The organism is Serratia sp. SM04, assembly GCF_040280225.1.
Taxonomy (GTDB): domain Bacteria; phylum Pseudomonadota; class Gammaproteobacteria; order Enterobacterales; family Enterobacteriaceae; genus Serratia; species Serratia sarumanii.
The window spans coordinates 841639-867305 of record NZ_JBEOQT010000021.1; the positions used below are offsets into that span (position 1 = coordinate 841639).

The window sequence follows — 25667 nt, forward strand, 5'->3', positions numbered from 1 at the left end:
ACGTATGAAAATGACGCCAAGACGCCGCTGGGCGACGGCGGGGCTGTTGCTGTTTTCACTGGGCACGAGCGGCATGGCGCGAGCGGCGGACAATCTCTATATGCACGGCGCGCTGGTGGCGGAGCCCTGTGTCATTCAGCCGGGCGACGAAGATATCCAACTGGATTTCGGCACCGTGGTCGACAAATACCTGTACCTGAATCAGCGCACGTTGAGCCAACCGTTCGAGCTGCGGCTGTCCGAATGCGATCTGAGCCTGGGAAAAACGGTGTCGATCACCTTCAAGGGCGAGGAAAACCCGCAGTTGCCGGGGTTGTTGGCGCTGGCGGCGAGCAGCGAGGCCAGCGGGATCGCCATCGGCATGGAAACCGCGCAAGGGCGGCCATTGCCGCTCAACAGCGCCGGCGGCAAATACCCGTTGCAGAACGGCAGTACGGTGATCGCCGTGCAGGCTTATGTGCGGGGCGAACCGGAGGCGCTGGCGAAGAAGACCATCGGTCGCGGCGCGTTCAACGCCATTGCGACTTTCAACCTGGACTATCAATAAACGCCGGGCCGGCCCGGCATTCGGCAAAACAGAATAAGGACCTGACGCGATGCAGCGTGCTCACTTCAGATGGATGTCTCTACTGCTTGGCCTGGCGCCGGGGCTGTGCTCGGCACAAATCTATTCGTACGTCACCCAAAGCACCGGCTCTCCCTCCAACGCTAGCTATAAGTTCGTGCTTGAAAGCTGGGATATGGACGACCTGTCGCCCAATCCCTGCTATCAGCAGGCAAATTGCGCTATCGGCATTAACCACCGGCATACCAGCACCAACACCGGGGGCACATCTTCGGTGTCACCGTCTGCCTACGTTGTCGGCTCGACGCGTTATCCGCAAATTACTCAATTGGCGACGATGGGCGAGCTCAGCCGTTTTTATCAAAGCATCTATCCGTTGCCGATACAGGGGAGCACTTCGCACGTGGGGGAGTCGATCACTCAGGAGTGCGTCGGGTTGTTTTACAACACGCGCTCCGGTTCCGCGGTAACGGGGAGCAATGCGCGCCTGATGCCCAGCAGCGTCTGCGGCATCGCGCCGCCGCCGGTCGGGGTGTGCGGCATTGATGAGCAGCAGCTCGATTTGAACCATGGCGTGCTGCAGGACACTGAACTGGCGGGTAATACCGCGCGCGGCAGTCTGCGGGTGGTGTGTTCGCAGAAGATGAATATCGTCATGTATATCCGCACCGGCAGCAGCGGCCGTTTGGATCTGGGCAACAACTCGGGCGTCTACAGCACGCTGCGCATCAATGGCGTGTTGGGCAATCAGGGCTATCCGTTCACTGCCGACACGAGCGGCATCACGTTGCCGGTCACTTCAACGCTCGGCGTGACCGGAACGGTCAAAGCCGGTGATTACTCTGGACAGTCGGTCGCCATTCTGGCGCTGCCGTAGCCGCTTGGTCGCGCTTAAGGCCGCGTATCACCGCAAGGCCGTCATCGGTCTTTTTAGCGCTGATAAGCGGAAAGGATGACGTGCATCTGGGTGCGAAAAGGGAGATTTCATGGAGAAGGTACCGATGGGAAATAGTCTGTCCCTGGCGTTCATCGATAACGACCGCTTTTTTATTGAAGGGCTGCAGCGGGTGCTGCTGTCTTATTTTGCCCGCAGGGCGATTCCGGTTCGATTGCTGGATCCCGCCGCGGCGGCGCAGGCGGATATGGTGTTCCAGTCCGTGGAAAGGGATTGGCAGGCGCGATTCTGCCTGCGTGCCGCGGAGGGCGGTAAACAGATTAATTTTTCTCTGCGTGCGCCGGATGACACCCGTTGGCGCGACAAGCCGCGCTGCATCAGCGAATCGGGTGTGATCTTTCGCAACGATACGATCGGCCTCGTGCTGAGCCGGGTGGAACAGGCGCTGGCGTTGCAGACGTCTGATAGCGAAGCGCGCCGCTGTTATTGGTGCGAGCGGCAGCGCATTACCCGCCGCGAACAGGATGTGATGCGCTATCTGGCCTGGGAAATGCCGCCGACGGCGATAGCGCGTTATTTGGCGTTGAGCGTGAAGACCGTCAGTAACCACAAGCAGGCAGCGATGAGAAAGTTGGGGTTTAAACGCAACGTCGATTTATACCACTGGCTGCGGCAAGGGGGCCTGAAAACCGTAGAGCGGTCGCGAGGAGAGGGGTGCGGTTCAGGTGCGCGGCTTGGCGCCGGAACCGCTGCGGCGTCAATACAGCAGCGTCATCGCGCTGAAGAACAGTAGCGTCAACACGATGATGATGACGTTTTGTGTGGCTTTGCGCACCAGTTTGCTGGCGCTCAGCCGGCTGTCGATGATGTAGAGCAGCGGCACCATCAACAGCACGTAGGCGAACATCAGCATGGCGGTAAAGGGCTGCAGGTTCATTCATGCTCCTCTTGTGCGTCATCATCGCCGACCAGGTGCACCAGCACGGCCTCCGTCTGATGGGGCAAACCAATAAAATGCGCAGTGGCGGGGGAGTTCGCCGCGAGCGGCAGAGCGGCGCGCCGCGTCTTCACCGCCGCTTGCAGAATTTTCTTCCGATGCTTCCGAGTATGGTCGACCATGCGCCTCCGAATAAAGCCGCCCGCAGGCGGCCGATCGTTGTATTGCCCATTAAGCTGGATAAGGATTTTGGGCCGCTGCCGGGGCCACGCACTCATAATATTGCGAATGATAACCATTATCAACAATGAGAGTGAAAAAATTAAGGGTATTACGAGGGGCAGTCGGCGGGGCGGGAAAAGAAAAAGCACGCCTTGCGGCGTGCTTTGCGCGGTATTAACTGCAGCGGTTACTTCTGGTCGGGCAGGGCGTAAGCGACCAGATAGTCACCCAGCTTGGTGCCGAAGGAACCGTGGCCGCCGGCGAAGATCAGCACGTACTGCTTGCCGTTGACCTCATAGGTCATCGGCGTCGCCTGGCCGCCGGCCGGCAAGCGCGCTTCCCACAGTTTTTCACCGTTGGTCACGCTGAAGGCGCGCAGGTAGTTGTCTGCGGTGGCGCCGATGAAGAACACGTTACCGGCGGTGGTCACCGGGCCGCCCAGCATCGGCATGCCCATTTTGAACGGCAGCGGCAGCGGGGAGCTGTCGCGCACGGTGCCGATGCGTTTTTTCCACACGATGTCGTTGGTTTTCAGATCCACGGCGGAAATGTAACCCCAGGCCGGCTGTTTGCACGGCAGACCGAACGGTGACAGGAACGGGTTCAGGGTCACGCCGAACGGCACGCCATACTGCGGCTGTACGCCGGATTCGGTGCCGCTGCCGCCCTTGTCGCCTTCCGGCGGTTCAATCGGGTTGCCTGGGCCGCGTGGGATCAGCTTGGACACGAACGGCAGCGCGATCGGGTTGGCGATGGCGATTTCGCGATCGGTATCGACGGCCAGGCCGCCCCACTCGAACATGCCGAGGTTACCCGGGAACACCAGCGTGCCCTGCTCGGACGGCGGGGTGAAGGTGCCTTCGTAACGCAGGCTGTGGAACATAACGCGGCAGACCAGCTGGTCATAGATGGTCGCGCCCCACATGTCCGCACCGGTCAGCTTCTTCTCAGGACGGAAGGTCAGCTCGGAGAACGGCTGGGTCGGCGACAGGCGGTCGCCTTTGGCCGGGCCCTGCGGTACCGGTTTCTCCGGCGCCGGCACCACCAACTCGCCGTTGGTGCGGTTCAGCACGAAGATGTTGCCGGTTTTGGTCGGCACGTAGATGACCGGCACTTTTTTACCGCTCTTGTCGGTAATGTCCGCCAGGGTCGGCTGCGCCGGCACGTCCATATCCCACAGGTCGTGGTGTACCGTCTGATAGAACCAGGCCAGCTTGCCGGTGGAGGCGTTCAGCGCCAACAGGCCGCTGGCGTAGCGCTCCATTTCCGGGGTGCGATCGCCGCCCCAGATGTCCGGCGTGGAAACGCCCATCGGCAGATAGACGATATCCAGCTTGGCGTCATAGGCGGCCGGCGCCCAGGAGTTCGGCGAGTTCGGCACGAAGTGATGCTCGTCCGCCGGGATGGCGTTCGGATCTTTCGCGCCCGGATCGAAGGCCCACAGCAGCTTGCCGCTGTTGACGTCGAAGCCGCGAATGACGCCGGAAGGCTCGCGGTTGGAGTAGTTGTCGGTCACGGCGCCGGCGATGACGATCACTTTATCGGTGATCACCGGCGGCGAAGTCGGCTCGTAGTGGCCCGGCGTCGCATACGGCATGTTGCTCTGCAGGTTCAGCTCGCCGTTGTTGGCGAAGTCCGGGCAGGGTTTGCCAGTGTCGGCGTCCAGCGCGAACAGGCGGCCGTCGTTGACCGGCAGAATGATGCGGCGCGAGCACATCGCCGGTGCGGCATCGCCGGCGGCGCCCGCGGCTGCAGCGGTTTCGTGGTAAGACACGCCGCGGCAGGTGATGTGCTGGAAGGTCGGGTTGTACTTCAGCTGCGGATCAAATTTCCACTTTTCTTTACCGGTGGCGGCATCCAGCGCGAACAGCTTCTGGTGCGGCGTACACATGTAAAGGGTATCGCGGATCTTGATCGGCGTGACTTCGTTGGTGATCTCACCCGGATCGTTGGCGGTCTTAAGATCGCCGGTCTGGAAACGCCAAACCTCTTGCAGCTGGCCAACGTTTTTGTCGTTGATCTGGCTCAGCGGCGAGTAACGGGTGCCTTCCTGGGTGCGGCCATAGGCCGGCCAGTCGGCGCCGTTGGCGTCTTTCGGCTGCACCTGCGCGGCGTCGAGAGTGCCGTTGATCTCTTGCGGATCGTTGAATACGGCATAGGCCAGCGCGATGACGGTGATTGCCAGCGCCGCGCTCAGCGCACCGTAGGCGAACTTGCCGTTGGCGACCAGCTTACGGTAGATAAACGGCAGCACCAGCCACAGGCCGAAGAAGAAGGTGACGTCCAGGCGCGGCGTCAGCGCCCAGAAGTCCGGGCCGACTTCCCACAGGGCCCAAATAGTGGTGCCCAGCAGGAATACCGCGTACAGCAGCAGCGCGGTGGCGCGGCGGCGGAACAGCAGCCAGGAGGTCGCCAGCAGCACCAGCCCGGCGATGATGTAATACAGCGAACCGCCCAACTTGGCCAGCCAAATGCCGCCGCCGAGCAGATAAAGCCCGCTCAGCGCGGCAAATAGCGCCGTTATGACGATAAGCGGCGATAGTGACGCTTTATTTTGCATAGCAATACCCTTACCAAAAATGAAAGTCCCCGATTTAGAGATTAAGCCAAATCGGAAAAAACACGCGGTTTATCCCTAATATTTCAGCGGGAAGCCGCTAGGGTGACGTAAAACCCATCCCGTTTTTTAACCTTAAGGTGCTTTGCCTTATTCAAAGCGGTAAGACAAGGTGGCGCCGCCACCCCAGTTGCGACCCGGCGCCGGCTCGAAATAGCGGCCGTTGCCTTCGTTGACGATCACCGAACCGACGTAACGGCGATCGAACACATTGTCTACCCGGCTGAAGACGTCCAGCGCCCAGCGGTTCCAGGTAAAGCGATAACCGGCGTTTACGCCGGCCACGGTGTAAGAGGGCGCCTGCGCGCTGTTGGCGTCGTTGGCCTGAATGTCGCTCATGTAGCGCAGCTCCGCGCCGGCGTGCCAGCCTTCCGGCGGCGCCCAGGCCAGCGAGGCGTAGCCCATATTGCGCGCGATGCCCGGCAGGCGATTGCCGGCGGGGGTACAGCCGGATTTACCGCACATATCGCTGCGGTAGGTGGCGTCCAGCAGCGTCCAGGCCATATTCAGGCGCCAGTCCAGCGCAAACTCCTGATCCAGCGCCAGCTCGAGGCCGCGCCGCCGGGTTTTACCGGCGTTGGCATAGCTGGTGCGCCCGCCGCTGCTTTCCGCCACCACCAGTTCGTTGTCGGTCTCGGTCTGGAACAGGGCGGCGCTCACCAGGCCGTTGCCGAGGCGCAGCTTGCTGCCCAGCTCGACGGTGTCACTGGTAGACGGCTGCAGGCCGATGTTGAGGCCCGCCTGGCCGTCGGGGCGGTATGAGAGCTCGTTGATGGTGGGGGTTTCAAAGCCGCGGCCGGCGGAGAGATAAACGTTCCACGCCGGATTGATCTTGTAGTTGAGCGAGCCCATCGGCAGCCACTGGTGGTAGCGCTTGCTGCCGCTGTCGTCGCCGTTGCGCGGCGTGATGTAATAGTCGGTCGAGTCGAAGCTGACCGTGCTGTAACGCAGGCCGGCATCCAGCGTCCAGTGCGGCGTCAGTTGCCAGGAGGTTTGCAGGTAAGGATCCAGGTTCCAGATGCGGTTCTTCTCGTTGCGCCGCTGGTCGCCTTTCTCGCCGTAGTCCACTGTGCCGTCTCGCAGAATAAAGTTTTCGAACCCCTGCCGGCGTTCGGTCATGGTTTCATAATCCAGACCGCCGATCAGTGTTACCGGTAACGATGCGAGAGTATCCTCATGCTTCCAGCGAGTGTCAATGCCCTGATATTTTCTTTCCAGCACGATCACCCCGCCGGCGTGGGTGGGGTTGAGCTGCGGCCCCATCGGGATCGATTGGTACTGCGTGGTGTGGCGCTCGCCGTGGTAGGCGGTCAGGGTCAGTTCGTCGCGCTCGCTCATCTGGCGCTGATAGCGCAGGCCGGCCTGGGTCTGGTCGAGCGATTTGCGGGTGTTGTATTGATCCGCGCGCGGCGCCTGGCGCGGGTTTTCCTTCCATTCCGCCTCGGTCAGGCCGCCCGGATCGCCGGCGTCAATCGAGACGCTGTTGAACATCAGCGTCAGGGTGCTGACGTCGTCCAGCCGCACGCCGAGCTTGCCGTTGCCGAGGTTTTTCCGCGCGGCGCTGTGATCGCGGTAGCCCTGGGTGGTAAAGCGGGTGCCGGAGATGGCGTAGTTGACGTCGCCGGCCTGGGTGCCGTCGCCGGTGGCGCCGGTCGCTTTCACCCCGTAGCGCCAGGTGTTGTCGCTGCCGAAATAGCCGCCGGCTTCCAGCGTCGGCGGCTGGGTGCCGGTAATAGTGTCAACATTGATGACCCCGCCCGAGGCGTTGCCGTACAGCGCGGAATAGGGGCCGCGCAGCACCTCGATACGTTCGACGGAATTGATGTCGATATTGGAGGTTTGCCCCTGGCCGTCGGGCATGGTGGCGGGAATGCCGTCGACATACATGCGCACCCCGCGCACGCCGAACATCGAGCGGCTACCGAACCCGCGTATCGACAGCTGCAGATCCTGCGCATAATTTTGCCGGTTTTGGATCTGCAGGCCCGGCACGCTGCCGAGGTTTTCCGACAGGTTAATCTGCGGCGCGGCGTTGCGCAGGTCTTCGCCGTCGATCACGCTGACGGAGACCGGCGACCCCAGCTCCGTCAATCCGGTGGGTTGCGCCATCACCACCAGGGTGTCGCTGTCTTTTTGCTCCGCCGCCAGGGCCGAGCCGATATAGATCGGCTGTAGCAATAACAGGGTTGCCGGGGTCAAGGCGGGACGTTTTTTATTCATCAGATAATTCTGCCAATAATGCTGAAAGAGTTGCTCGCAAGGGGGCGAAAATAGTCATTTTGACTCCCTGTACCGGCATTCAAGGGGAAGGAAACTGCATCCTGCAAAGAGTATAGGATATTCCGATATCGTGTGCTTTGGAATAGCGCAGCCGAAAGAGGCGTGTTTTCAATTAAGAAAATTCTCTATTCAATAGCGATGTGCCGGGCGTTTTTAAATTACCCAGGCTTATCTTAAACATAATCCTATTCGTTTTTTTAATTTGTTCATCTCATTTATTTTATTAATGAATGCAACGTGGTTAATTCATTGGTGAAAAATAAAAACATATTATATCTGATTGATTTTTATTATATTTATTTATTTGTATTTTTGTGGCTTTATTTTTTATAAAAATAAAATAATATTCCCTCTTATGTTTTTTAGGTTTTCAGTTAACAGCTCAATCGTATAACGCTTACGGTATTTATGTCATGCATAAGTATCTATTTATACATTTACGGAATATATTAAAAGGGAATTGATTTATGGACGCGCTCATCGCTTCACCCTATACCCACACATTTTGGAATGAGTACATGCTCAATCCACACTCCTGCGAGTACAACCTGGTGCTGGATCAGACGATTGAGGGAGAATTGGACGTCGGCCGACTGCGCGCGGCGATCGACGGGGTTTGCCGTGACTATATTCTGTTTCACCACGTTCTGGATGACAGCGCCTCGCAATTACGCTGGGTAAGGTCGGCGAAAAAAATTGCGCTGGAAACGCTCGATGCCGATTGCGATGTCGGTAAGTTAATCAATGCGCCGTTCGATCTCCGGGAAGGGCCGCTGTGCCGCTTCTACCTGATTGAGCTGGCTCCGCAGCGCTATAACCTGATCATTGTCGTTCATCACATCCTGATCGACGGCCTGTCCGGACAGGAGTTCTACAGCGCCGTTTCTGCCTATTACAATCGCGGCACGGCGGTGACGCCGCCGCAGGCGGATGAAACGGACATCAGCACATTGTACCGGCGCTATGAGGCGGATATCGCGGCGTTGAAACACGAGTTCGGTTCCGCGTCATTCTGGGGCGACATGCTGGCCGAATGCGCCCCGCGCGTGGCGTTGCCTTATCTCCCCGGCGCTGCGGCCGAAGCGCCCGGCGCCGGCGAAGTGCGCTTTGCGTTGCCGTTCGCTGAGTGGCAAGCGCTGAAATCCGGCGTCAGGTATGCCAATCCTTTCCTGATCTTCAAAACGCTGTGGGCGCTGCTGATCGCCCGACAATCTGCGCAGGAAACGGTGCATATCGGTTATCCCATCGCGCCGGAGGGTGGCGAGGCGCTGTTCTTCGGCGCACAGGTCAACACTGCGGTGTTTCCCTTGACCCTCGCCCCGGGAGCCACGTTCAATCAGCTGTACCGCGCGACGCTGGCCTACAGCAAAGCGCTCAAGGTGGCTGGCAAGCTGCGGCACAGCCAATTACCGGTTTATGACATGCTGAGCCTCAGTCCGGTGCGTCAGCTGAACGTCAACTTTACCCAGGCTTACCTGAAAGATGCGCCGCTGGCGCTCGAGGGGTGTCGCATTGGCGTCAATCACCGGTTCAATGTCGATCTGGCCGGTTCGGAACTGCTGCTGGAGTATCAGCCCACCGAGCAGGCCTTTGAGTTTCGCCTGCGCTACCGCCCCGATCTGTTCGACGCGACCCAGATGGCGGAGATGGCGGAGCAGTATCTCTGGCTATTGCAGCGCGCGTTAACCGAACCGGATGCGCCGATTGCCGCTTGGCCGCAGCTGACGGCGCAACAGGTTTTGCGCTGCCGCGACGCCTGGGAGAGCGGGCCTGCAACGGCCGACGCGGAAGCGACGCTGCTCGACGGCCTGGCCCGCCAGGCGCGCCGTCACCCGGAACGCATCGCCGTGACCGACGCCAAAGGATCGCTCAGCTACCGCCAGCTGGCGCAGCGCAGCGATCGTCTGGCGCTGCGGCTGCGGGCGGAGTATCAACGGCTGCGCGGCGTGGCCATGCCGCCGGAGACGCTGATCCCGCTGTATCTGCAGCGCAGCGCGGAGGCGGTGGTGGCGATGCTGGCCATCATGAAGGCGGGCGGTGCCTATGTGCCGCTGGATCCCGCCGCGCCGGCGCAGCGGCTGGATTATATCCTGCAAGAGGTGAACAGCCCGATCGTCCTGACCGAAAGCGCGTTGCAGGCCGCGGCGCAGCGATTGGCGCCGGGCGATCTTTGCCTGTCGGCGGATGAACCGCTCGCCGACGCGGATGCCGCGAGCTTGCCGCGTGTGGACGCCCGGCAGTTGGCCTACGTGATTTACACCTCCGGCACCAGCGGGCGGCCGAAGGGCACGCTGTGCGAACACCGGGGAGCGGCCAATATGGTGCGTGGCCATAAGCAGCGTTTGTTGCGTAATGAGCCTGATGCGCTCAACTGCCTGCAGTTCGCGTCGCTGGCCTTTGATGCGCACGTCTTTGAGGTGTTCATGGCCCTGGGCAACGGCCACCGGCTGTTCATCGCGAGCGAAGCGCAGCGACGAGATCCGGCGTTGTTGTGCGAACAGATGGCGGCCTGGTGCATCGAGGCCTGCTTCTTGCCGCCGGCGCTGCTTGGCACCTTCCCTGAATTGCCGGCTTCGGTGCGCTATCTCGCGACCGGCGGCGAGGCGAGCGCGCAGGAAGCGCTCGACCATTACCTGGCCCGCGGCATGCAGGTCGCCAACATGTATGGCCCGACCGAAGCTTCGGTCAGCGCCAGCCTGAATATTTATCGCCGCAACGGCGCGCGCAATATCGGTAACGCCATCGCCAACATGCGCTGCTATGTGGTTGACGAGCACGATAACTTGCTGCCGCTGGGGGCGGAAGGCGAGCTGTGCCTGGCCGGCGCCGGCCTGGCGCGCGGATACCTGAACCTGCCGACGTTGACGGAGGCCGCGTTCATCGCCAATCCTTTTGAACTGCGTGAGCCGTACCGGCGCCTGTACCGCACCGGCGACAGAGTGCGGCGCTTGGCCGACGGCAGTCTGGAGTACCTCGGACGGCACGATCAGCAAATCAAGATCAACGGCTATCGCATCGAATTGGGCGAGATAGAAATGCAGCTGCGTGCGCTGCCTGGGGTGGCCGAGGCGGTGGTGAGTCTGCGTCCCGGCACTACGGACCAGCTGGCGGCCTGGTATGTGCCGCAACCTGGCGCGGAGCCGGAGGCCGGCGACATCTTGCAACGGCTGGCGGCGCAGCTGCCGCACTACATGTTGCCCTCGGCGATGCGGGCGCTGGCGGCGCTGCCGCTGACGGTGAGCCGCAAGGTCGATTACCGGGCATTGCCGGAACCGCTGCCGATCGAGCCGCAAACGGCGTTTCGCCGGCCGTGTTCGCCGCTGGAGATTCGCCTGTCGGCACTGTTCAATCGGCTGCTGGGGGGCGATGTCGGCGTGGATGACAACTTCTTCCGCCTCGGCGGCAACTCCATGATGGCGATCAGGCTGTGCCACGAAGTGAATAAACTGCCGGGGGCGAAGATCTCGGTGCTGACGTTGAATCAGCACCCGACGGTGGCCGCGCTGAGCGAGCACATCGCTGCCCAGCGTCAGGCGCCGCCGGACGAGCTGCCGATCCTCCCCGGCGGGCTGCGGGAGGCGCCGCTGTCGCTTCAGCAGTCGCGGCTGTGGTTTGTTCAGCAACTGTCGGTGAACGCCACGCATTATCTGTCGCCGGTGCTGCTGCGGCTGTCGCCGGATATCGATGACGAACGTTTTGCGCAGTGCCTGCAGGCGATCGTCGAGCGCCACCAGATCTTGCGCAGCCTGATTCGCCAGAATGATCGGGGCGAAGCCAGCCAGTGGGTCAGCGACACCGCGTTGCCGGTGCCTGTGCTAACGCTGAGCGCCGATGAATTTGACGCCGCGCTGACGCAAGCCTGCAGCCAGCCGATGGATTTGACGCGCGAGCTGCCGCTGCGCGCCACACGCTACCGTTACCGCGATGCGGCGGAGCGGGAAACGACCGTTTGCCTGTTGGTGTTCCATCACATCGTCTTTGACGGCTGGTCGCTTGAGGTGCTGCTGCAGGAATTGGACGCGCGCTATCGGGGAACGTGGCGCGAGGCGACAGAGCCGGCGTTGCAATACCTCGACTATGCGTGCTGGCAACAAGCGCCGGAAAATGTGCAGCGCCGGGCGGAAGAATTGGCCTTTTGGCGGCAAGCGCTGGCGGGCTGCCAGCAACTCTCGCTGCCGTTGGACTTTTTGCGGCCGGCGGTCTTCGACGAGCGCGGCGACAACAGCGAAGTGCCGTTGCCGGCGGCGCTGGTGAAGGCGCTGGATGCGCTGGCGCGCAGAGAGGGGGTGACGCTGCATGCGGTGATGCTGGCGGGGTTCATGTTGCTGCTGTCCCGCTACAGCGGCCAGAACGATGTCATGGTCGGCACGCCGTTGGCCAACCGCAGCCGCCCTGAACTGGAGAATCTGATCGGGTTCTTCGTCAATACGCTGCCTTTGCGCCGGCAGATCGACCCGCGCCATCGCGTCGTGGAGTTTGTGCGGCAGGTCGCGGCCACGACGCTGCAGGCGCAGCAGCATCAGACGCTGTCGCTGGAAGCGCTGGTGGACGACCTGGCGCTGCCGCGCGATTTTTCGCGCCATCCGCTGTTCCAGGTCATGTTCGCGTTGGAGAGCGAGGGCGGCGCGCAGGCGCGCCCGGACTGGCTGTCGGTGGTCGATCTGAGCGCTTATGAACGCACCGCCAAGTTTGATCTTACGCTCACGCTGACGCCGCAGGGGGAGCAGATGCGCGCGCGCTTCAACTTTGCTTCGGCGCTGTTCAGCAAAGCGTCGATGGATCGGCTGGCCGGCTACTATCTCGCCGTGTTGCAGCAGATGGCGCACCACGACGACTGGCCGCTGGAAAATATCCGTCTGCAACCGCAGAGCCAGGCGCTGCCGGCGTCGCCCGCCTTCGGCTATGCGTTTGAACGCAGCCTGCAACAGGACTTCGTGCAGCATGCGCGGCGCAATCCGCAGGCCGTGGCGGTTGTCGACGAGCAGGGCGAAATGACTTACGGCGAGCTGCACGCGGCGGCGCTGACGCTTGCCACTCAGCTGCGCGTGCAAGGGCGGATGACCGGTGACGCCATCGCCGTCATTGCCGACAAGGGGCGCCGGCAACCGGTAGCCCTGCTGGCGGCGCTGATGTGCGGCAAGGCGTTTTTGCCGATGGAGGCGGCATGGCCGCCGCAGCGGCGGCTGAACGTGATGGCGCAGGCCGGCATCAATACGCTGCTCAGCGATGCGCCCTGGGCCTGCGACGAGATCAATCTGATCGAACTGAATGCCGCAGGGCTGGCGGCGCAGCTGCCGCTGCCGGAACAGCGCCTGCCGGCGCTGGATGCTGGGCCCGACAGCCTGGCCTATATCATTTTCACCTCGGGATCGACCGGCACACCGAAAGGCGTGGCGATCGAACATCGCAGCGCGGTGAATATGCTGGAAGGCGTGCGGCGGTATTTCGGCCTCAACGAGCGGGATCGCAGCCTGGCCCTCAGCGCGTTGAGCTTCGATCTGGCGATCTTCGACATTTTCAGCCCGTTGAGCGCCGGCGGCGCGGTCGTAATGCCGGCCGAGCGGGATCGGACCAATCCGCAGGCCTGGTATCAGCTGATGATGACCCATCGGGTGACGCAATGGCTGAGCGCACCGGCGCTGATGGAGCTGTTGCTGGATTATGTGAACGGCGCGGGGTTGACGGCCGGGCCGGCACCGGCGCTGCGGGCGGTGATGGTGGGGGGCGACTGGATCGCCACCTCACTGCCGGAACGCTGCCTGGCCTGGGCGCCGCACGGCCGTTTTTGCAGCGCCGGCGGCGCTACGGAGGCGGCGATCTTCACCATGCTGTACGAAGTGCCGCGCGGTCAGAAAATTCGGTCGGTCAGCATTCCTTACGGCAAACCGTTGCCGCACCAGCGTTGCTATATCCTGGATGCCGGGCGGCGGCCCGCCGCGCCGGGTGTCCGAGGCGAAATCTATCTGGCGGGGGAAGGCCTGGCGCGCGGGTATTACGGCGATCCGCAACGCACCGCCGAGAGTTTCTTCTGGCATGACGAGCTGCAGGAGCGGGTGTATCGCACCGGCGATGCGGGCCGATGGCTGGAGGATGGCAACGTGGAGTTTATGGGGCGCCTCGATCAGCAGATCAAACTGAACGGCTATCGCATCGAACTGGGGGAGATAGAACATGCCGCGCTCGCCTATCCGGGCGTGACCGCCTGTTGCTGCATGCTCGTCACGCAACCGCAGCCCTGCCTGGCCGCGTATTACGTTGCCGATGAGGCGATCGCCCCTCAGGCGCTGGCTCAGCATTTGAGCCGCCAACTGCCTCCTTACATGGTGCCGCAGGCGCTGATGCAGTTGGCGCAGCTGCCGCTGACCGAAAACGGCAAGATAGCGCGACAGGCGTTGCCGCAGCCGGAAAGGGCGGCGCGTGAGTTTGTCGCGGCGCAGAGCGAATGGGAGAACGCTTGTCTGGCGGTGTGGCGCGATCTGCTGCAGCGGCAGGATATCGGCGTGGAGGACAATTTCTTCTCGCTGGGGGGCAACTCTCTTCTGGCTATTCAGGCCTGCTATCAGATCGGCCGGCGGCTGGCGCGCGAGGTCACGCTGAGCGAGCTGGGGCGCTTCCCGACGATCCGCTCGCTGTGCCGCGCGTTGCCGCAACAGGAGCAGGGCGCCGCGCCGGTGTCGATCCCGCCGCTGCGGCAGCGCGAGTATCCGCTCTCTTCTTCACAGCTGCAGCTGTGGTTTATCGAGAATTTGAACGGCGGCGGCAATCTCTACCACGTGCCGATGCTGTTCCGTCTCGGCGACGGGGTGTGCCTGGCGGCTTACGAGCGCAGTTTGCAGGCGGTGGTCGCCCGGCATCAGGTCTTGCACAGCCTGATTGTCCAGATGCCATCCCAAAGCGCCGTCGCCCGTGCCTGTGAACTGACGCTTTCGCTGGAGCGCGTGACGCTGGCGGCGGCGCACTGGCCGGACAGGCTGCGGCAGGATATCGACCGGCCGTTCGCGCTGGGGGCGGAATTGCCGATCCGGGCAGCCGTTTACCGGGTGGCGCAGCCGGATGGCGGGTGGGTGACTTACAGCCTGATTCTGGTGCATCACCTGGCGTTTGACGGCTGGTCGCAGCCGGTGCTGTTGCAGGAGCTGGATGTGCTGTATCAGGCGCAGCGGCAAGGGCAAGAGGCCGGGCTGGCGGCGTTGCCGTTGCACTATGGCGACTATGCCGTCTGGCAGCGGCGCTGGCTGGAATCCGCTCAGGCGGATGAGGCGAAGGCGTATTGGCGACAAGCGCTGGATGGGTGGCAGGCGCTGGAAATACCGCTCGATTTCGTGCGGCCGGCCCGCTTCGATCATCGCGGCGCCAACCACGTCATCGCGCTGCCGGAGACCCTGACGATGCAGGCGACGCAGTTCGCCCGGCGCCAGGGCGTCACGCCGTTTGCGCTGTATCTCGCGGCCTTTAACCTGCTGCTCGGTTACTTCAGCGGCCAGCAAGACATTCTGGTCGGCACGCCGGTCGCCAACCGGCCGGTGGCGGAGACCCGCTCGGCGATCGGGTTCTTCGTCAATACGCTGCCGCTGCGTTCGCAGATCGACGATGCGGCGTCGCTGAACGACTATGTAAACCGGGTCTTTGACGGCGTGCTGCAGGCGCAACGGCATCAGAATTTGCCGTTGGATCAGCTGATCGAGCTGCTGCAGGTGCCGCGCGATCTGTCGCGCCATCCGCTGTTCCAGGCGCTGTTCGCGCTGGAGGAAGTGGGGGATGCGCCGGCCTGGCTGGCGCCGCAGGATCTGCTGGCGCACTACCAGGCGGCCAAATTCGATTTGACGCTGAGCATACAGCCGGCGCCGCAGGGCGGCAGGGCGATCTTCAACTATGCCACCGCATTGTTCTCACCGGCCACGCTGGCGCTGTTGGGCGAGTATTATCTGACCATCCTCACGCAGATCGTCAATCACGGGGAGCAGCGCGTCAGCCAGTTGGCGCTGGTCTCGGAGAGCGAAATGGCGCGGCAACGCGCCTTCCATCAATTCTGTCCGCCGGCCTACGATTTTGAGCGCGCTATCCATCATGATTTCATCCGTCAGGCCGAGCGCCATCCGCAACGGCGGGCGATCGTCGATGAATGGGGCGAACTGAGCTACAGTGAGCTGTATCGGCGCGCGCTGACGCTGTCGCTGCAGCTGCGTCAGCACGCGGACATGCGCGCCGATAACATCGCGGTGATGGTGGACAAAGGGCGGGCGCAAATCATTGCGGTGCTGGCGATTCTGATGGCCGGCAAGGCCTATTTGCCGCTGGACGGCGCCTGGCCGGAACGCCGCCGCCTGGATATCGTCGCGCAGTCGCAGACCCGAATTATCCTCAGCAGCCGGGAATGGGCGACCAGCGGCGAGGCCAGGCTGTTGACCATCGATCCGCAGGGGGCCGTCACGGCGTTACCGCCGGCGGTGCCGGGAGAGCCTGTCTTGCCGGCGCCTTCCGCGCTGGCCTATGTCATTTTCACCTCCGGCTCTACCGGCGCGCCGAAAGGGGTGGCGATAGAACATCGCGGCGCGGTGAACAGCATCATCGATACCTTGCGCCAGCTGGAACTCGGCGCGGACGATCGCGGGTTGGCGCTCAGCGCGCTGAGTTTCGACATTTCGGTGTTCGATATTTTCGGCCTGCTGTCGGTGGGCGGCGCTATCGTGATGCCGTCCGAAACCGAACGCTATCAGCCTGAGGCCTGGCATCGGCTGTTGATGACTCAGGGCGTGACCTTCTGGAACTCCGCGCCTTCGGTGATGACGCTGCTGGTGGAGCAGTTGGAATCCGCCGCGTCGCAGGCGCAGTGGCCGCAACTGCGCAACGTGGTGCTGGTGGGCGAGGTGATCTCCCGCCAACTGCCGGCACGCATTCGTCAATGGCGGCCGGGGTGCCGAGTCGTCAGCGCCGGGGGCGCGACCGAGAGCTCTATTTGGTCGATCCTGTACGATATCCCGGAGACGCCGATCCTGGCGCCCAGCGTGCCTTACGGTCAGGCGATGGCCCATCAGCGTTTTTACGTGCTGGATCGTCATCTGCGCGTGCTGCCGCCCTGCTTGCCGGGAGAGCAATACATCGGTGGGATCGGCGTGGCGCGCGGCTATTACCGCAATCCGTCGCTGACCGAAGAGAAATTCATCTACCATTCGGAGCTGGGTGAGCGGCTTTATCGCACCGGCGACGCCGGCCGCTATTTGCCGGACGGCAACCTGGAGTTCCTCGGCCGTATGGATTTTCAGGTGAAAATCAACGGCTACCGCGTTGAGCTGGGCGAGGTCGAGCAATGTGCGCTGGCGTTCGGCGCGATCAAATCCTGTTGCGCCGTCGTGCTGTCGGAGGCGCATCGGCAGCGCCTGGCGCTGTATTACGTCAGCGAGGCGCCGCTGGATGAATCGGCGCTGTTGGCCTTTATGAGCGGGCAATTGCCGTTGTACATGCTGCCTGCGGCGCTGATGCGGCTGGAAGCGTTGCCGCACAACTCCAGCGGCAAGCTGGATCGCAAGGCGTTGCCTACGCCTGCTGCGAGCGAACCGCAGGTTTATGTCGCTCCCGCGAACGAGCTGGAACAGCAGCTGTGTGCGCTGTGGCAGGCGGCGCTGCAGTGCGGGCAGGTCGGCATGACGGACGATTTCTTCCTGCTGGGCGGCACCTCGATCAAGGCCATTTCCCTGTGTGTCGGCATGGGCGAATTGATGGCCGCGCCGGTGCCGGTGGTGCAGCTGTTGCAAAGTCGCACGCTGAAAAACCTGTTGGCCGCCAACGAACGCCGCCTGGTCTTGCCGCTTAACCGCTGGGCAGAGGGCGCGCCCGTCGTATGGATGATCCATCCGGCGCTGGTGGGGGCGGAAGCGTTTCACGCTTTCGCCCAGCCGCTGCAGGGGCGATTCAACTGCTATGGCGTCGATAACCATAACCTTTACCATCAACCCGCCATCGACTCGCTCGGCGATCTGGCCGAACGGTATCTGAACGAGATGATCGCCGCCGGTCTGCTGCAAGGCGCCGGGCCGGTGCGCATTCTCGGTTGGTCGCTGGGGGGCATTATCGCGTTGGAGATTGCCGCCCGCCTGGAGGCGCGTGGCTGCCGTAACGTGCAACTGTATCTGCTGGACAGCTTCTACCGGCAGGCTACGGCGGAGTTGCCCTTGGATCAGCTGCTGCCGGTGCTGGGCATCGAAGGCGAGGCGGCTACACGCGCCATGGCCGCAGGGCAGGCGGAGCGGCGGCTGTCTAAGGGGAGTCTGAGCCGCAGGCTGCAAACCACTAAGGTGACGCTGTTTAAGGCGACGGAGGGTAACCCGCAGTTGCCGGAGGCGGTCACGGCGCCGCTGCTGGCGGTGGCGGATAATGGGCTAGGCGCGGTCTGTGAGCGGCTGAGGGTCATCCCGCTGGCTTGTCATCACCATAACATCCTGCTGTGTGAGGAGGCGATCGGCCAAGCGCTCAACGATGACGTTTGATTCATGAGCCTGGCTCATAAGCCCAAGCGTATTTCGCCCCATAGTCATGGTGCCAACCGTGTTTTACAGTCATCACACCGGAGCGGCGCCGCGTCAGGCGGCGCCGGTATCAATCAGCGGGAGAGTGAAGATGCAAACACGCAAATTGGGGCGCGAAGGGCTGGAAGTCTCGGCGTTGGGGTTGGGCTGCATGGGGCTGAGTTTTGGCTACGGCCCGGCCACCGACAAACGGCAGGCGATCGAACTGATCCGCGCCGCGGTCGACGAAGGCGTGACGTTCTTCGATACCGCCGAGATTTATGGTCCGTTCACCAACGAGGAACTGCTGGGTGAAGCGTTGGCGCCGGTGCGCGATCGGGTCGTCATCGCCACCAAATTCGGTTTCGATCTGCCGCAGCCGGCGGGGCAACAGGTGTTGAACAGCCGTCCGGAGCATATTCGCCGGGCGGTGGAGGGTTCGCTGAAACGCCTGCGGGTAGAGGCCATCGATCTGCTGTATCAACATCGCGTCGATCCCGAGGTGCCTATCGAGGAGGTGGCCGGGGCGGTGCAGCAACTGATTCGCGAAGGGAAAGTGAAGTACTTCGGCCTGTCGGAAGCCGGAGCGCAAACCATTCGGCGTGCCCACGCAGTGCAGCCGGTCACGGCGCTGCAAAGCGAATATTCGCTGTGGTGGCGCGAGCCGGAGCGTGAAATCTTGCCGACGCTGGCGGAACTGGGCATCGGTCTGGTGCCGTTCAGCCCGCTCGGCAAGGGCTTTCTCACCGGCGCCATCACCGAGGACACCACCTTCGACAGCGGCGATTTTCGCAACCAGGTGCCACGCTTCAGCGCCGAAGCGCGCCGAGCCAACCAGGCGCTGGTGGATGTGCTGGGGCAGATAGCGCAGTGCAAGGGCGCGACGCTGGCGCAGATCGCTCTGGCCTGGCTGCTGGCGCAGCAGCCGTGGATCGTGCCGATCCCGGGAACCACCAAGCGCCATCGTCTGCAAGAAAACCTCGCGGCGGCGGCGGTCGCGTTGGCAGCGGACGAGCTGGGCGAGATTGAGCGCGCGCTTTCCGCTATCGACGTGATCGGCGATCGCTACCCGGCGCATCTGCAGAAAAACGTCGGGCGTTAAGCCCCGCGCCGCAGCGCCTCAATCAGCAGCGCAAAGGCGGTGGTGTGCTGCCTGCGGCTCGGATAATAGAGGTAATAGCCGGGAAACGGCGGGCACCAGTCGTCCAGCGCCATCTGCAGCCGGCCGTCGGCCAGCGGCTCGGCGACGGTGTCTTCCGGCACAAAGGCGATGCCCAGGCCGAGCTGCGCGGCGTCGATCCGCTGGCGCAGGCTGTTGAAGGTCAGTTGCCCCTCCACCCGCACTTTGATCTCCCGGCCATCGCGGGCAAATTCCCAGGCGTACAGCCCGCCGAGGGTGGGCAGGCGCATATTGATGCAGCGATGGTTTTGCAGCGCTTGCGGCGTGGCAGGAAGGCCGTAACGGGCGAAATAGGCGGGGGAGGCGACGGGCACCATGCGCATGTCCGGCCCGACGCGCACCGCCACCATATCCTTCGCCACCTGTTCCCCCAGCCGAATGCCGGCGTCGAATCGCCCGGCGACGATGTCGGTCAGGCTGTTGTCGACGGTGATTTCCACGTTGATATCCGGGTAATCGACGAGAAAAGTGCGCAACACCGGCCACAGCACCGCATCCACCGCGTGTTCGCCGGCGGTGATGCGGATGTTGCCGGCGGGCCGATCGCGCATTTCACCCAGCGCGTTCAGCTCGCTTTCAATCTCCGCAAAGCGCGGGCCGATGCTGTTGAGCAGCCGTTCACCGGCCTCGGTGGGGGCGACGCTGCGGGTGGTGCGGGTGAGCAAGCGCAGCGCCAGGCGTTCTTCCAGCCCGCGAATAGCGTGGCTGAGCGCCGATTGGGAAACCCCAAGCTGCGCCGCCGCTTTGGTGAAGCTGCGCTCCCTGGCCACCATCAGGAAAGCGATCAGATCGTTAAAGTTTTCTTTCAACATATCGGCACCGAAGAGGAAGGTGAGCGCACTGTCGCGCAGCTTTATGAATTTAGCTCATAGCTCCTTGCGCATTTTACCCGCTAGTCGCCGGAAAAGCATGGCGCTATCTTGGCATCACTCACTCATGACGATCAGCGCCGGCGGTGAGAGCCGGCGCGGAGGACACGACAGATGAAAATACAACGCAGCGGTTCGATCCCATCACAGCGCGGTTCAGCGGATTATTTTACCGGGCAGGTACGCATCGACGCGCCGTTTGCCGGTGACGCGCCGGCCAGGGTGGGTGGCGCGACCGTCACCTTCGAACCCGGCGCCCGCACGGCCTGGCATACGCATCCGCTCGGCCAGACGCTGATCGTGACTCAGGGGCGCGGTTGGATCCAGATGTGGGGCGAGACCACGCAGGAAATGCACTCCGGCGATATCGTCTGGATCCCGGCAGGCGTCAAACACTGGCACGGCGCGACGCCGGACACCGCCATGACCCATATCGCCATCGCCGAAGCGGTGGACGGCAGCCCGGTGACCTGGCTGGAGCCGGTCAGCGAGGCGGAGTACCGCCAATAAGGCCGCTCAGGCTTCGTGGCTCTGCTCGCAAAACCGCAGGCGGTTGCCGAACGGATCGGTGAGATTCAGCTCCTTGCCCCAGTCGACAACCTCCACCCCCGGCCGGGCATAGCGGTAGTTTTTGGCCGTGAGCTCCCGGTGCAGCGCGTCGATATCGTGCACCGGGATGAAAAGGGCGGCGCCGGGCGTGCTGTCGCCATGGTGTTCGCTCAGGTGCAGCGTCAATCCGGCGCGGCTCACCTGCATGTACAGCGGCAGATCCTCGCTGAAACGATGCTCCCACGCCAGCGTGAAACCGAGAAAATCCAGATAAAACTCTTTGGCCTTGTCGACCGAAAAGATGCGCAGGATCGGAATGGCGGGGAAGAAGGTGGTCATCGTTGATCTCACTGTTACGGAGGCAGTGCCTTTTAACCGCTGAAAAGAGGCCTAAAGGTAGCAAAGACTCTCCAAAACCGCCAGGCAGGGCCCCCGCAGGCGCGGGAGCCCATCGCATCAGGCGCCCAAACCGCCAAGGCACAGGTATTTGATTTCGAGATAGTCTTCGATGCCGTATTTTGAGCCTTCGCGGCCCAAACCTGAGTGCTTCATGCCGCCGAACGGCGCCACCTCGGTGGAGATCAGCCCTTCGTTGATGCCGACGATGCCGTACTCCAGCGCTTCGGCCACGCGCATCACCCGGCCGATGTCGCGGCTGTAGAAGTAAGCGGCCAGGCCGAACGGCGTGTCGTTGGCCAGTTCGACGGCGTCGGCCTCGTGGCTGAAGCGGATCAGGGGCGCCACCGGGCCGAACGTCTCCTCGCGGAAGATTTTCGCCGTGCGCGGCACGTCGGTCAGGATGGTCGGGGTGAAGAAATTGCCGCCCAGCGCGTCAGGCTTGCCGCCCAGCAGCACCGATGCGCCGTGTTCGACGGCGTCGGCGATATGCTCGCGCACTTTCTCCACTGCGTCCGGGTTAATCAGCGGGCCGATGGTGACGCCCTCATCCAGCCCGTTGCCGACTTTCAGCTTGGCGACGGCGGCTTTCAGTTTGGCGGCGAAGGCGTCGTACACGCCGTCCTGCACCAGAAAACGGTTGGTGCAGACGCAGGTCTGGCCGGCGTTGCGGTATTTCGAGGCGACCGCGCCGGCCACGGCGGCGTCCAGATCGGCGTCGTCGAATACGATAAACGGCGCGTTGCCGCCCAGCTCCATGCTGGTTTTCTTGATGGTGGGCGCGCACTGGGCCAGCAGCTGCGCGCCGACTTCGGTGCTGCCGGTGAAGGAGAGTTTACGCACATCCGGGTTGGCGGTGAGTTCGCCGCCGATGCCCTTGCTGGGGCCGGTGATCACGTTGCACACCCCGGCGGGCAGCCCGGCGCGCTCCGCCAGCACGGCGATCGCCAGCGCCGAGAACGGCGTCTGGCTGGCGGGGCGGATCACTCCGGTACAGCCGGCGGCCCAGCCGGGGCCGGCTTTGCGGGTGATCATCGCCGCCGGGAAGTTCCACGGGGTGATGGCGGCGAACACGCCGATCGGCTCTTTCTGCACGATAATGCGGCGACCGGCCTGCGGCTGCGGAATGGTGTCGCCGTAGACCCGCTTGCCTTCCTCGGCGAACCATTCGATAAAGGAGGCGGCATAGGCGATCTCACCGCGGCTTTCAGCCAGCGGTTTACCCTGTTCCGCCGTCATGATGCGTGCCAGATCGTCCTGATTTTCCATCATCAGCTCAAACAGCCGCCGCAGTTTGCCGGCGCGTTCTTTGGCGGTCAGCGCACGCCAGGCGGGCAGCGCCTTCTTGGCGGCGGCGATGGCGCGCGCGGTTTCTTCTGCGCCGAAGGCCGGCACGTGGCCGACCAGCTCGCCGTTGGCGGGGTTATGAATGGCGATCAAACGGCCTGCTTGGGCCGGCAACCATTGCCCGTCGATGTAATTGGCCTCGCGGAACAGCGTGGGATCCTTGAGGGTAGCGCTGATGCTGGTGCTCATTGTTCTCTTCCTTTGCTGAGTTCAACAGAATGGTCTATCCCATACGGCTACCCTTTACCCTAGCAAACTTTGCCGCCGCCGTTTGCCAGCGTGGCGACAAGATGAGCGTTTTCTTCATGCGCACCTTCTGTACAAAAAATATCCGCCGCCGGGCCGATACTGAAAGAGCAGGCATATGACCCTTTTCGATGTGATTAAAAGGAGTGTGCGAATGATGAAATCAGTGGACAGACATCTCGCGGCCTACGGCAGCGAAATGGATTTTTTGGCGTCGAGCATCGCCCTGATGGAATGGCAAGGGCGGCAGATTGACGCCGGGCAGGTGGCCGGCAATATGTCGGAACAGCAAAGCCGCCTGTTCTTTGCGCGGTTGAGTTATTTTCGTCAGCTTTATCAGGCCGCATCGGCGGCCGAACACAGCCTGTAATCTTCCGATTCAGCCCCGCCGCAGCGGGGCTTTTCATTTCAGCGGTGCCACACCCCGGTCGCCAGCGTCGCCGGCGAATATTCCAGATCGCGTCCCCGCCACGGCAGCGCCGCCGCAAAGCGCCAGGCACGGTGAACGTTAAACCGCCAATAGCGTTCCGCCCCTTCAACGCCGGGATGTCCTTCCGCCTGCCAGAGGATCTGCGTTTTTCCCTGCAGATGCAGCACATCGCCGCGCTCAAAATCGATGAACAGCAGCGCCGCCCGCGGTTCGGCCAGCAGGTTGCCCAGCGTATTCATATAGCGGTTGCCGCGAAAGTCCGGCATCCACAGCGTGTCGCCTGCCAGATGGATAAAGCCGGGCTGCCCGCCGCGATGGGAAATATCGACGCCGCCCTGCGCCAGTTCCAGGTGCGCGCCGCTGGCGACGAAGCTGGTGTCCGCGGTGCGGATCAGCGCCTGCGCCGCCGCATCGAGCGAAGCTAAATGCTCAACCGGCTGTGGCCGGCTCTCCACCGGGTAGAGTTCGCGGCGCTGAATGTACTGCGGGCAGTTGCCGAAGCTTTGGTGAACGACGATCTCCACCCGGTTTTTGTCGGTGCGGCCGACGGTGCCGTTGGCGCGGTTGCGCCGCCGGTTGCTGAAGTCGAGCCCGAGCGCGCCGACCGGTTTGCCGGGCAGCAACAACGCCTGGGCGGGATCGTCGCTGCGGCGCGGCGCGCTGATGCGCAGGTGCGTGTCGTCCGGCGTGCGTAAAAACCCGGGCGGGCCGCTGAACAGGGTGGCGATGGGCCAGCCCTGTTCGTCCAGCGTGGCGACGAACAGGTAGGGCAACGCGGCGAAAAACGCGCGGTGCTGATCCGGCATCGCGGGGTAGATGCCGCCGCCCACGCGATCGAAACCGGCCAGCGTTTGCGCGCGCAGCTCATCGGGGTGGAACCGCTGCGAGATCATGGCGTCAGCTCGCCGCCGGTTCCGGCAGGGCCGGCATGGCGAAGAAGCCGGGAAGCGCCGCGATGCTCGCCACCCAGCGGCGTATGGCGGGGTAAGGCGCCAGCGAAATGCCGCCTTCGGCCGCGACCGCCACATAGCTGTAGCAGGCCAGATCGGCGATGGTCGCCTGTTCGCCGGCCAGATAGTCGCGCTCGCTCAGGTGCTGCTCCATCTGCGGCAGAAAACGATCGCTGATTGCCCGCGCCGCCTGATAATCCTCCGGCACCGCGAACTGGGCGATCAATCGGCAGGAGGCCGGGCCGTAGCGCACTTCACCGGCGGCTTTGGAAAGCCAGGCCTGCACTCGCGCCGCCGCCGCCGGCTGTTCCGGCAGCCAGTGGCTGTTCGGCGCATAGCGCTTCACCAGATAGACCAGAATGGCGTTGCTGTCGGCCAGCGTCAGATCGCCGTCCTGCAAGACCGGGATCTGGCCGAACGGGTTGAGCCGGCGAAAGGCCGCGCTCTGGCGTACTTCCGCCGAGGCTTCTACCCATTCATAGGGCAGCGCCAGCATGCGCAGCAGCAACGCCACGCGGTGAACGTGGCCGGAAAGCGGGGTGCCGTAGAGGGTGATGGTGGACATGGCGTTTCTCCTCACTGTTTTTTTTCAGCATACTCTTGCGGCGAATGAACGGAATCCGGCAATGTGGAAATTGATAATTTCATTTTTCGGAAGAGTCTATGGATCGGTTAGACGAGTTGGCCATCTTCGTGGCGGTGGTGCAGCAGGGCAGTCTGGCGGCGGCCGGGCGCAAACTGCGGCGCTCGGCGCCAGCGATCACCCGGGCGATCGCCGCGCTGGAACAGCGGTTCGGCACCCGACTGGTGGAACGCACCACCCGGCGGCTGGCGCCTACCGAGGCGGGCGTGCGCCTGCTGGAGCGCGCGCAACAGCTGCTGCAGGATTATCAGGCGGTGGTGCAGGATACCGCTGAAGCGCAGCTGAGCGGCTTGCTGCGCGTCACCTCGCCGGTGCAGTTCGGCCGCCGCTACGTGGCGCCGGTGGTGATGGCGTTTCTCGATGATTACCCACAGATGCAGATCGAAATGGTGTTGAACGATCGCAATCTCGATCTGATTGACGAAGGATTGGATATCGCGGTGCGCATCGGTCATCTGCAGGACTCTTCCCGCGTGGCGCGGCGGCTGGGGCAGGTCAGCCGGGTGACGGTCGCCAGCCCGGCTTACCTGGCGCGCTGCGGCGAGCCGCGCTCGCCGGCGCAACTGGCGGAGCACGCCACCATCGTTGGCACCCAGCGGCCGTCGCTGCGCGAATGGCGCTTCGGCCCGCAGGAAAACGGCGAGCGCGTGCGCTTGGCTCCCCGGCTGTTGCTCAACGACGTGGAGGCGCAGCTGCTGGCGGTGCGCGCCGGCAAGGGCATCGCCCGGCTGCTCTCGTATCAGGTAGCGGACGATCTGGCCGCCGGCACGCTGGTACGGCTGCTGGCGGACCATGAACCGTTGCCGATGCCGGTACAGCTGGTGGCGCAGCAGGCGCAGCGCATGCCGCTGAAGGTGCGCGCCTTTTGGGATTATGCGTTTGAACGGCTCAGCGCATTGCCGCAAATTCAGCCGGACGGGCGGGGAAAATAAGCGCGAAAAGTTTCATGGGTTAAACTTTTTCGCCGCCTGTCTCATTTTATTTTACCGGGCGCGCATTGCTGATGCGCCCATCTTGACAATAATGTTGCCGGTGCTAA

At 63.0% G+C, this 25667-nt stretch carries 17 protein-coding genes; 8 read left to right on the forward strand and 9 right to left on the reverse strand.

The window, feature by feature from the left end; all coding sequences use genetic code 11:
- The first annotated feature begins 4 nt into the window (after positions 1-4).
- The 3 genes from ABTW55_RS18460 to ABTW55_RS18470 all read left to right on the forward strand — a co-directional run bounded on the left by ABTW55_RS18460 (position 5) and on the right by ABTW55_RS18470 (position 2253).
- Positions 5-547: a fimbrial protein gene (locus tag ABTW55_RS18460; RefSeq protein ID WP_369783166.1), complete on the forward strand. Its 543-nt coding sequence runs from the start codon at positions 5-7 to the stop codon at positions 545-547.
- 73 nt (positions 548-620) lie between these two features.
- Positions 621-1442 carry an adhesin gene (locus ABTW55_RS18465; protein ID WP_223181969.1) on the forward strand — a complete coding sequence of 274 codons (822 nt, stop codon included), beginning with the start codon at positions 621-623 and terminating at the stop codon, positions 1440-1442.
- Positions 1443-1551: 109 nt separating this feature from the next.
- Positions 1552-2253, forward strand: coding sequence for a LuxR C-terminal-related transcriptional regulator (locus tag ABTW55_RS18470; protein WP_079656596.1), 702 nt, complete (start codon positions 1552-1554; stop codon positions 2251-2253).
- Here ABTW55_RS18470 and ABTW55_RS18475 read toward each other — a convergent pair.
- The 4 genes from ABTW55_RS18475 to pqqU all read right to left on the reverse strand — a co-directional run bounded on the left by ABTW55_RS18475 (position 2218) and on the right by pqqU (position 7456).
- Positions 2218-2397 (reverse strand): hypothetical protein, encoded by a 180-nt coding sequence (locus ABTW55_RS18475; RefSeq protein WP_033635123.1) that lies wholly within the window; start codon positions 2395-2397, stop codon positions 2218-2220. The two genes, ABTW55_RS18470 and ABTW55_RS18475, sit on opposite strands and share 36 nt — an antisense overlap.
- Entirely contained in the window at positions 2394-2579 is a 186-nt protein-coding gene (locus ABTW55_RS18480; RefSeq protein ID WP_033648139.1) for a hypothetical protein, read from the reverse strand. The genes ABTW55_RS18475 and ABTW55_RS18480 overlap by 4 nt, the downstream gene beginning before the upstream one ends.
- A 227-nt stretch (positions 2580-2806) precedes the next feature.
- Complete coding sequence (locus tag ABTW55_RS18485; RefSeq protein WP_041035770.1) at positions 2807-5179, reverse strand: glucose/quinate/shikimate family membrane-bound PQQ-dependent dehydrogenase; 2373 nt, start codon at positions 5177-5179, stop codon at positions 2807-2809.
- 147 nt (positions 5180-5326) lie between these two features.
- A complete protein-coding gene (gene pqqU / locus ABTW55_RS18490) occupies positions 5327-7456 on the reverse strand; it encodes a TonB-dependent receptor PqqU (RefSeq protein ID WP_060421668.1) in 2130 nt (709 codons plus the stop codon).
- 527 nt (positions 7457-7983) lie between these two features.
- Here pqqU and ABTW55_RS18495 point away from each other — a divergent pair.
- Positions 7984-18000, forward strand: a complete 10017-nt coding sequence (locus ABTW55_RS18495) for a non-ribosomal peptide synthetase (protein ID WP_319864442.1) — start codon at positions 7984-7986, stop codon at positions 17998-18000.
- 130 nt (positions 18001-18130) lie between these two features.
- Entirely contained in the window at positions 18131-19120 is a 990-nt protein-coding gene (locus tag ABTW55_RS18500; RefSeq protein ID WP_060421663.1) for an aldo/keto reductase, read from the forward strand.
- Here ABTW55_RS18500 and ABTW55_RS18505 read toward each other — a convergent pair.
- Complete coding sequence (locus tag ABTW55_RS18505) at positions 19117-20010, reverse strand: LysR family transcriptional regulator (protein WP_060421661.1); 894 nt, start codon at positions 20008-20010, stop codon at positions 19117-19119. The genes ABTW55_RS18500 and ABTW55_RS18505 overlap by 4 nt on opposite strands.
- 171 nt (positions 20011-20181) lie before the next feature.
- Between ABTW55_RS18505 and ABTW55_RS18510 the strand changes: the two genes are divergently transcribed.
- Complete coding sequence (locus tag ABTW55_RS18510; RefSeq protein ID WP_049211406.1) at positions 20182-20577, forward strand: cupin domain-containing protein; 396 nt, start codon at positions 20182-20184, stop codon at positions 20575-20577.
- 6 nt (positions 20578-20583) lie between these two features.
- On the opposite strand, the gene ABTW55_RS18515 is transcribed toward ABTW55_RS18510, so the two are convergent.
- Both ABTW55_RS18515 and gabD read right to left on the reverse strand, forming a co-directional pair.
- Positions 20584-20955 (reverse strand): glyoxalase superfamily protein, encoded by a 372-nt coding sequence (locus ABTW55_RS18515; RefSeq protein WP_060421657.1) that lies wholly within the window; start codon positions 20953-20955, stop codon positions 20584-20586.
- Between the two features lie 117 nt (positions 20956-21072).
- Positions 21073-22548, reverse strand: a complete 1476-nt coding sequence (gene gabD / locus ABTW55_RS18520) for an NADP-dependent succinate-semialdehyde dehydrogenase (RefSeq protein ID WP_060421653.1) — start codon at positions 22546-22548, stop codon at positions 21073-21075.
- Positions 22549-22759: 211 nt separating this feature from the next.
- On the opposite strand from gabD, the gene ABTW55_RS18525 reads away from it, so the two are divergent.
- Entirely contained in the window at positions 22760-22975 is a 216-nt protein-coding gene (locus ABTW55_RS18525) for a glycogen synthase (protein ID WP_033635117.1), read from the forward strand.
- Between the two features lie 38 nt (positions 22976-23013).
- Here the strand turns inward: ABTW55_RS18525 and ABTW55_RS18530 are convergent, their stop codons facing one another.
- Together ABTW55_RS18530 and ABTW55_RS18535 are read right to left on the reverse strand one after the other, a co-directional pair.
- Positions 23014-23928: a pyridoxamine 5'-phosphate oxidase family protein gene (locus ABTW55_RS18530; protein ID WP_060421650.1), complete on the reverse strand. Its 915-nt coding sequence runs from the start codon at positions 23926-23928 to the stop codon at positions 23014-23016.
- Between the two features lie 4 nt (positions 23929-23932).
- Positions 23933-24550, reverse strand: a complete 618-nt coding sequence (locus ABTW55_RS18535) for a glutathione S-transferase family protein (protein WP_033653568.1) — start codon at positions 24548-24550, stop codon at positions 23933-23935.
- Between the two features lie 98 nt (positions 24551-24648).
- Between ABTW55_RS18535 and ABTW55_RS18540 the strand changes: the two genes are divergently transcribed.
- A complete protein-coding gene (locus ABTW55_RS18540; protein WP_033647869.1) occupies positions 24649-25560 on the forward strand; it encodes a LysR family transcriptional regulator in 912 nt (303 codons plus the stop codon).
- The last annotated feature ends 107 nt before the right edge of the window (positions 25561-25667 follow it).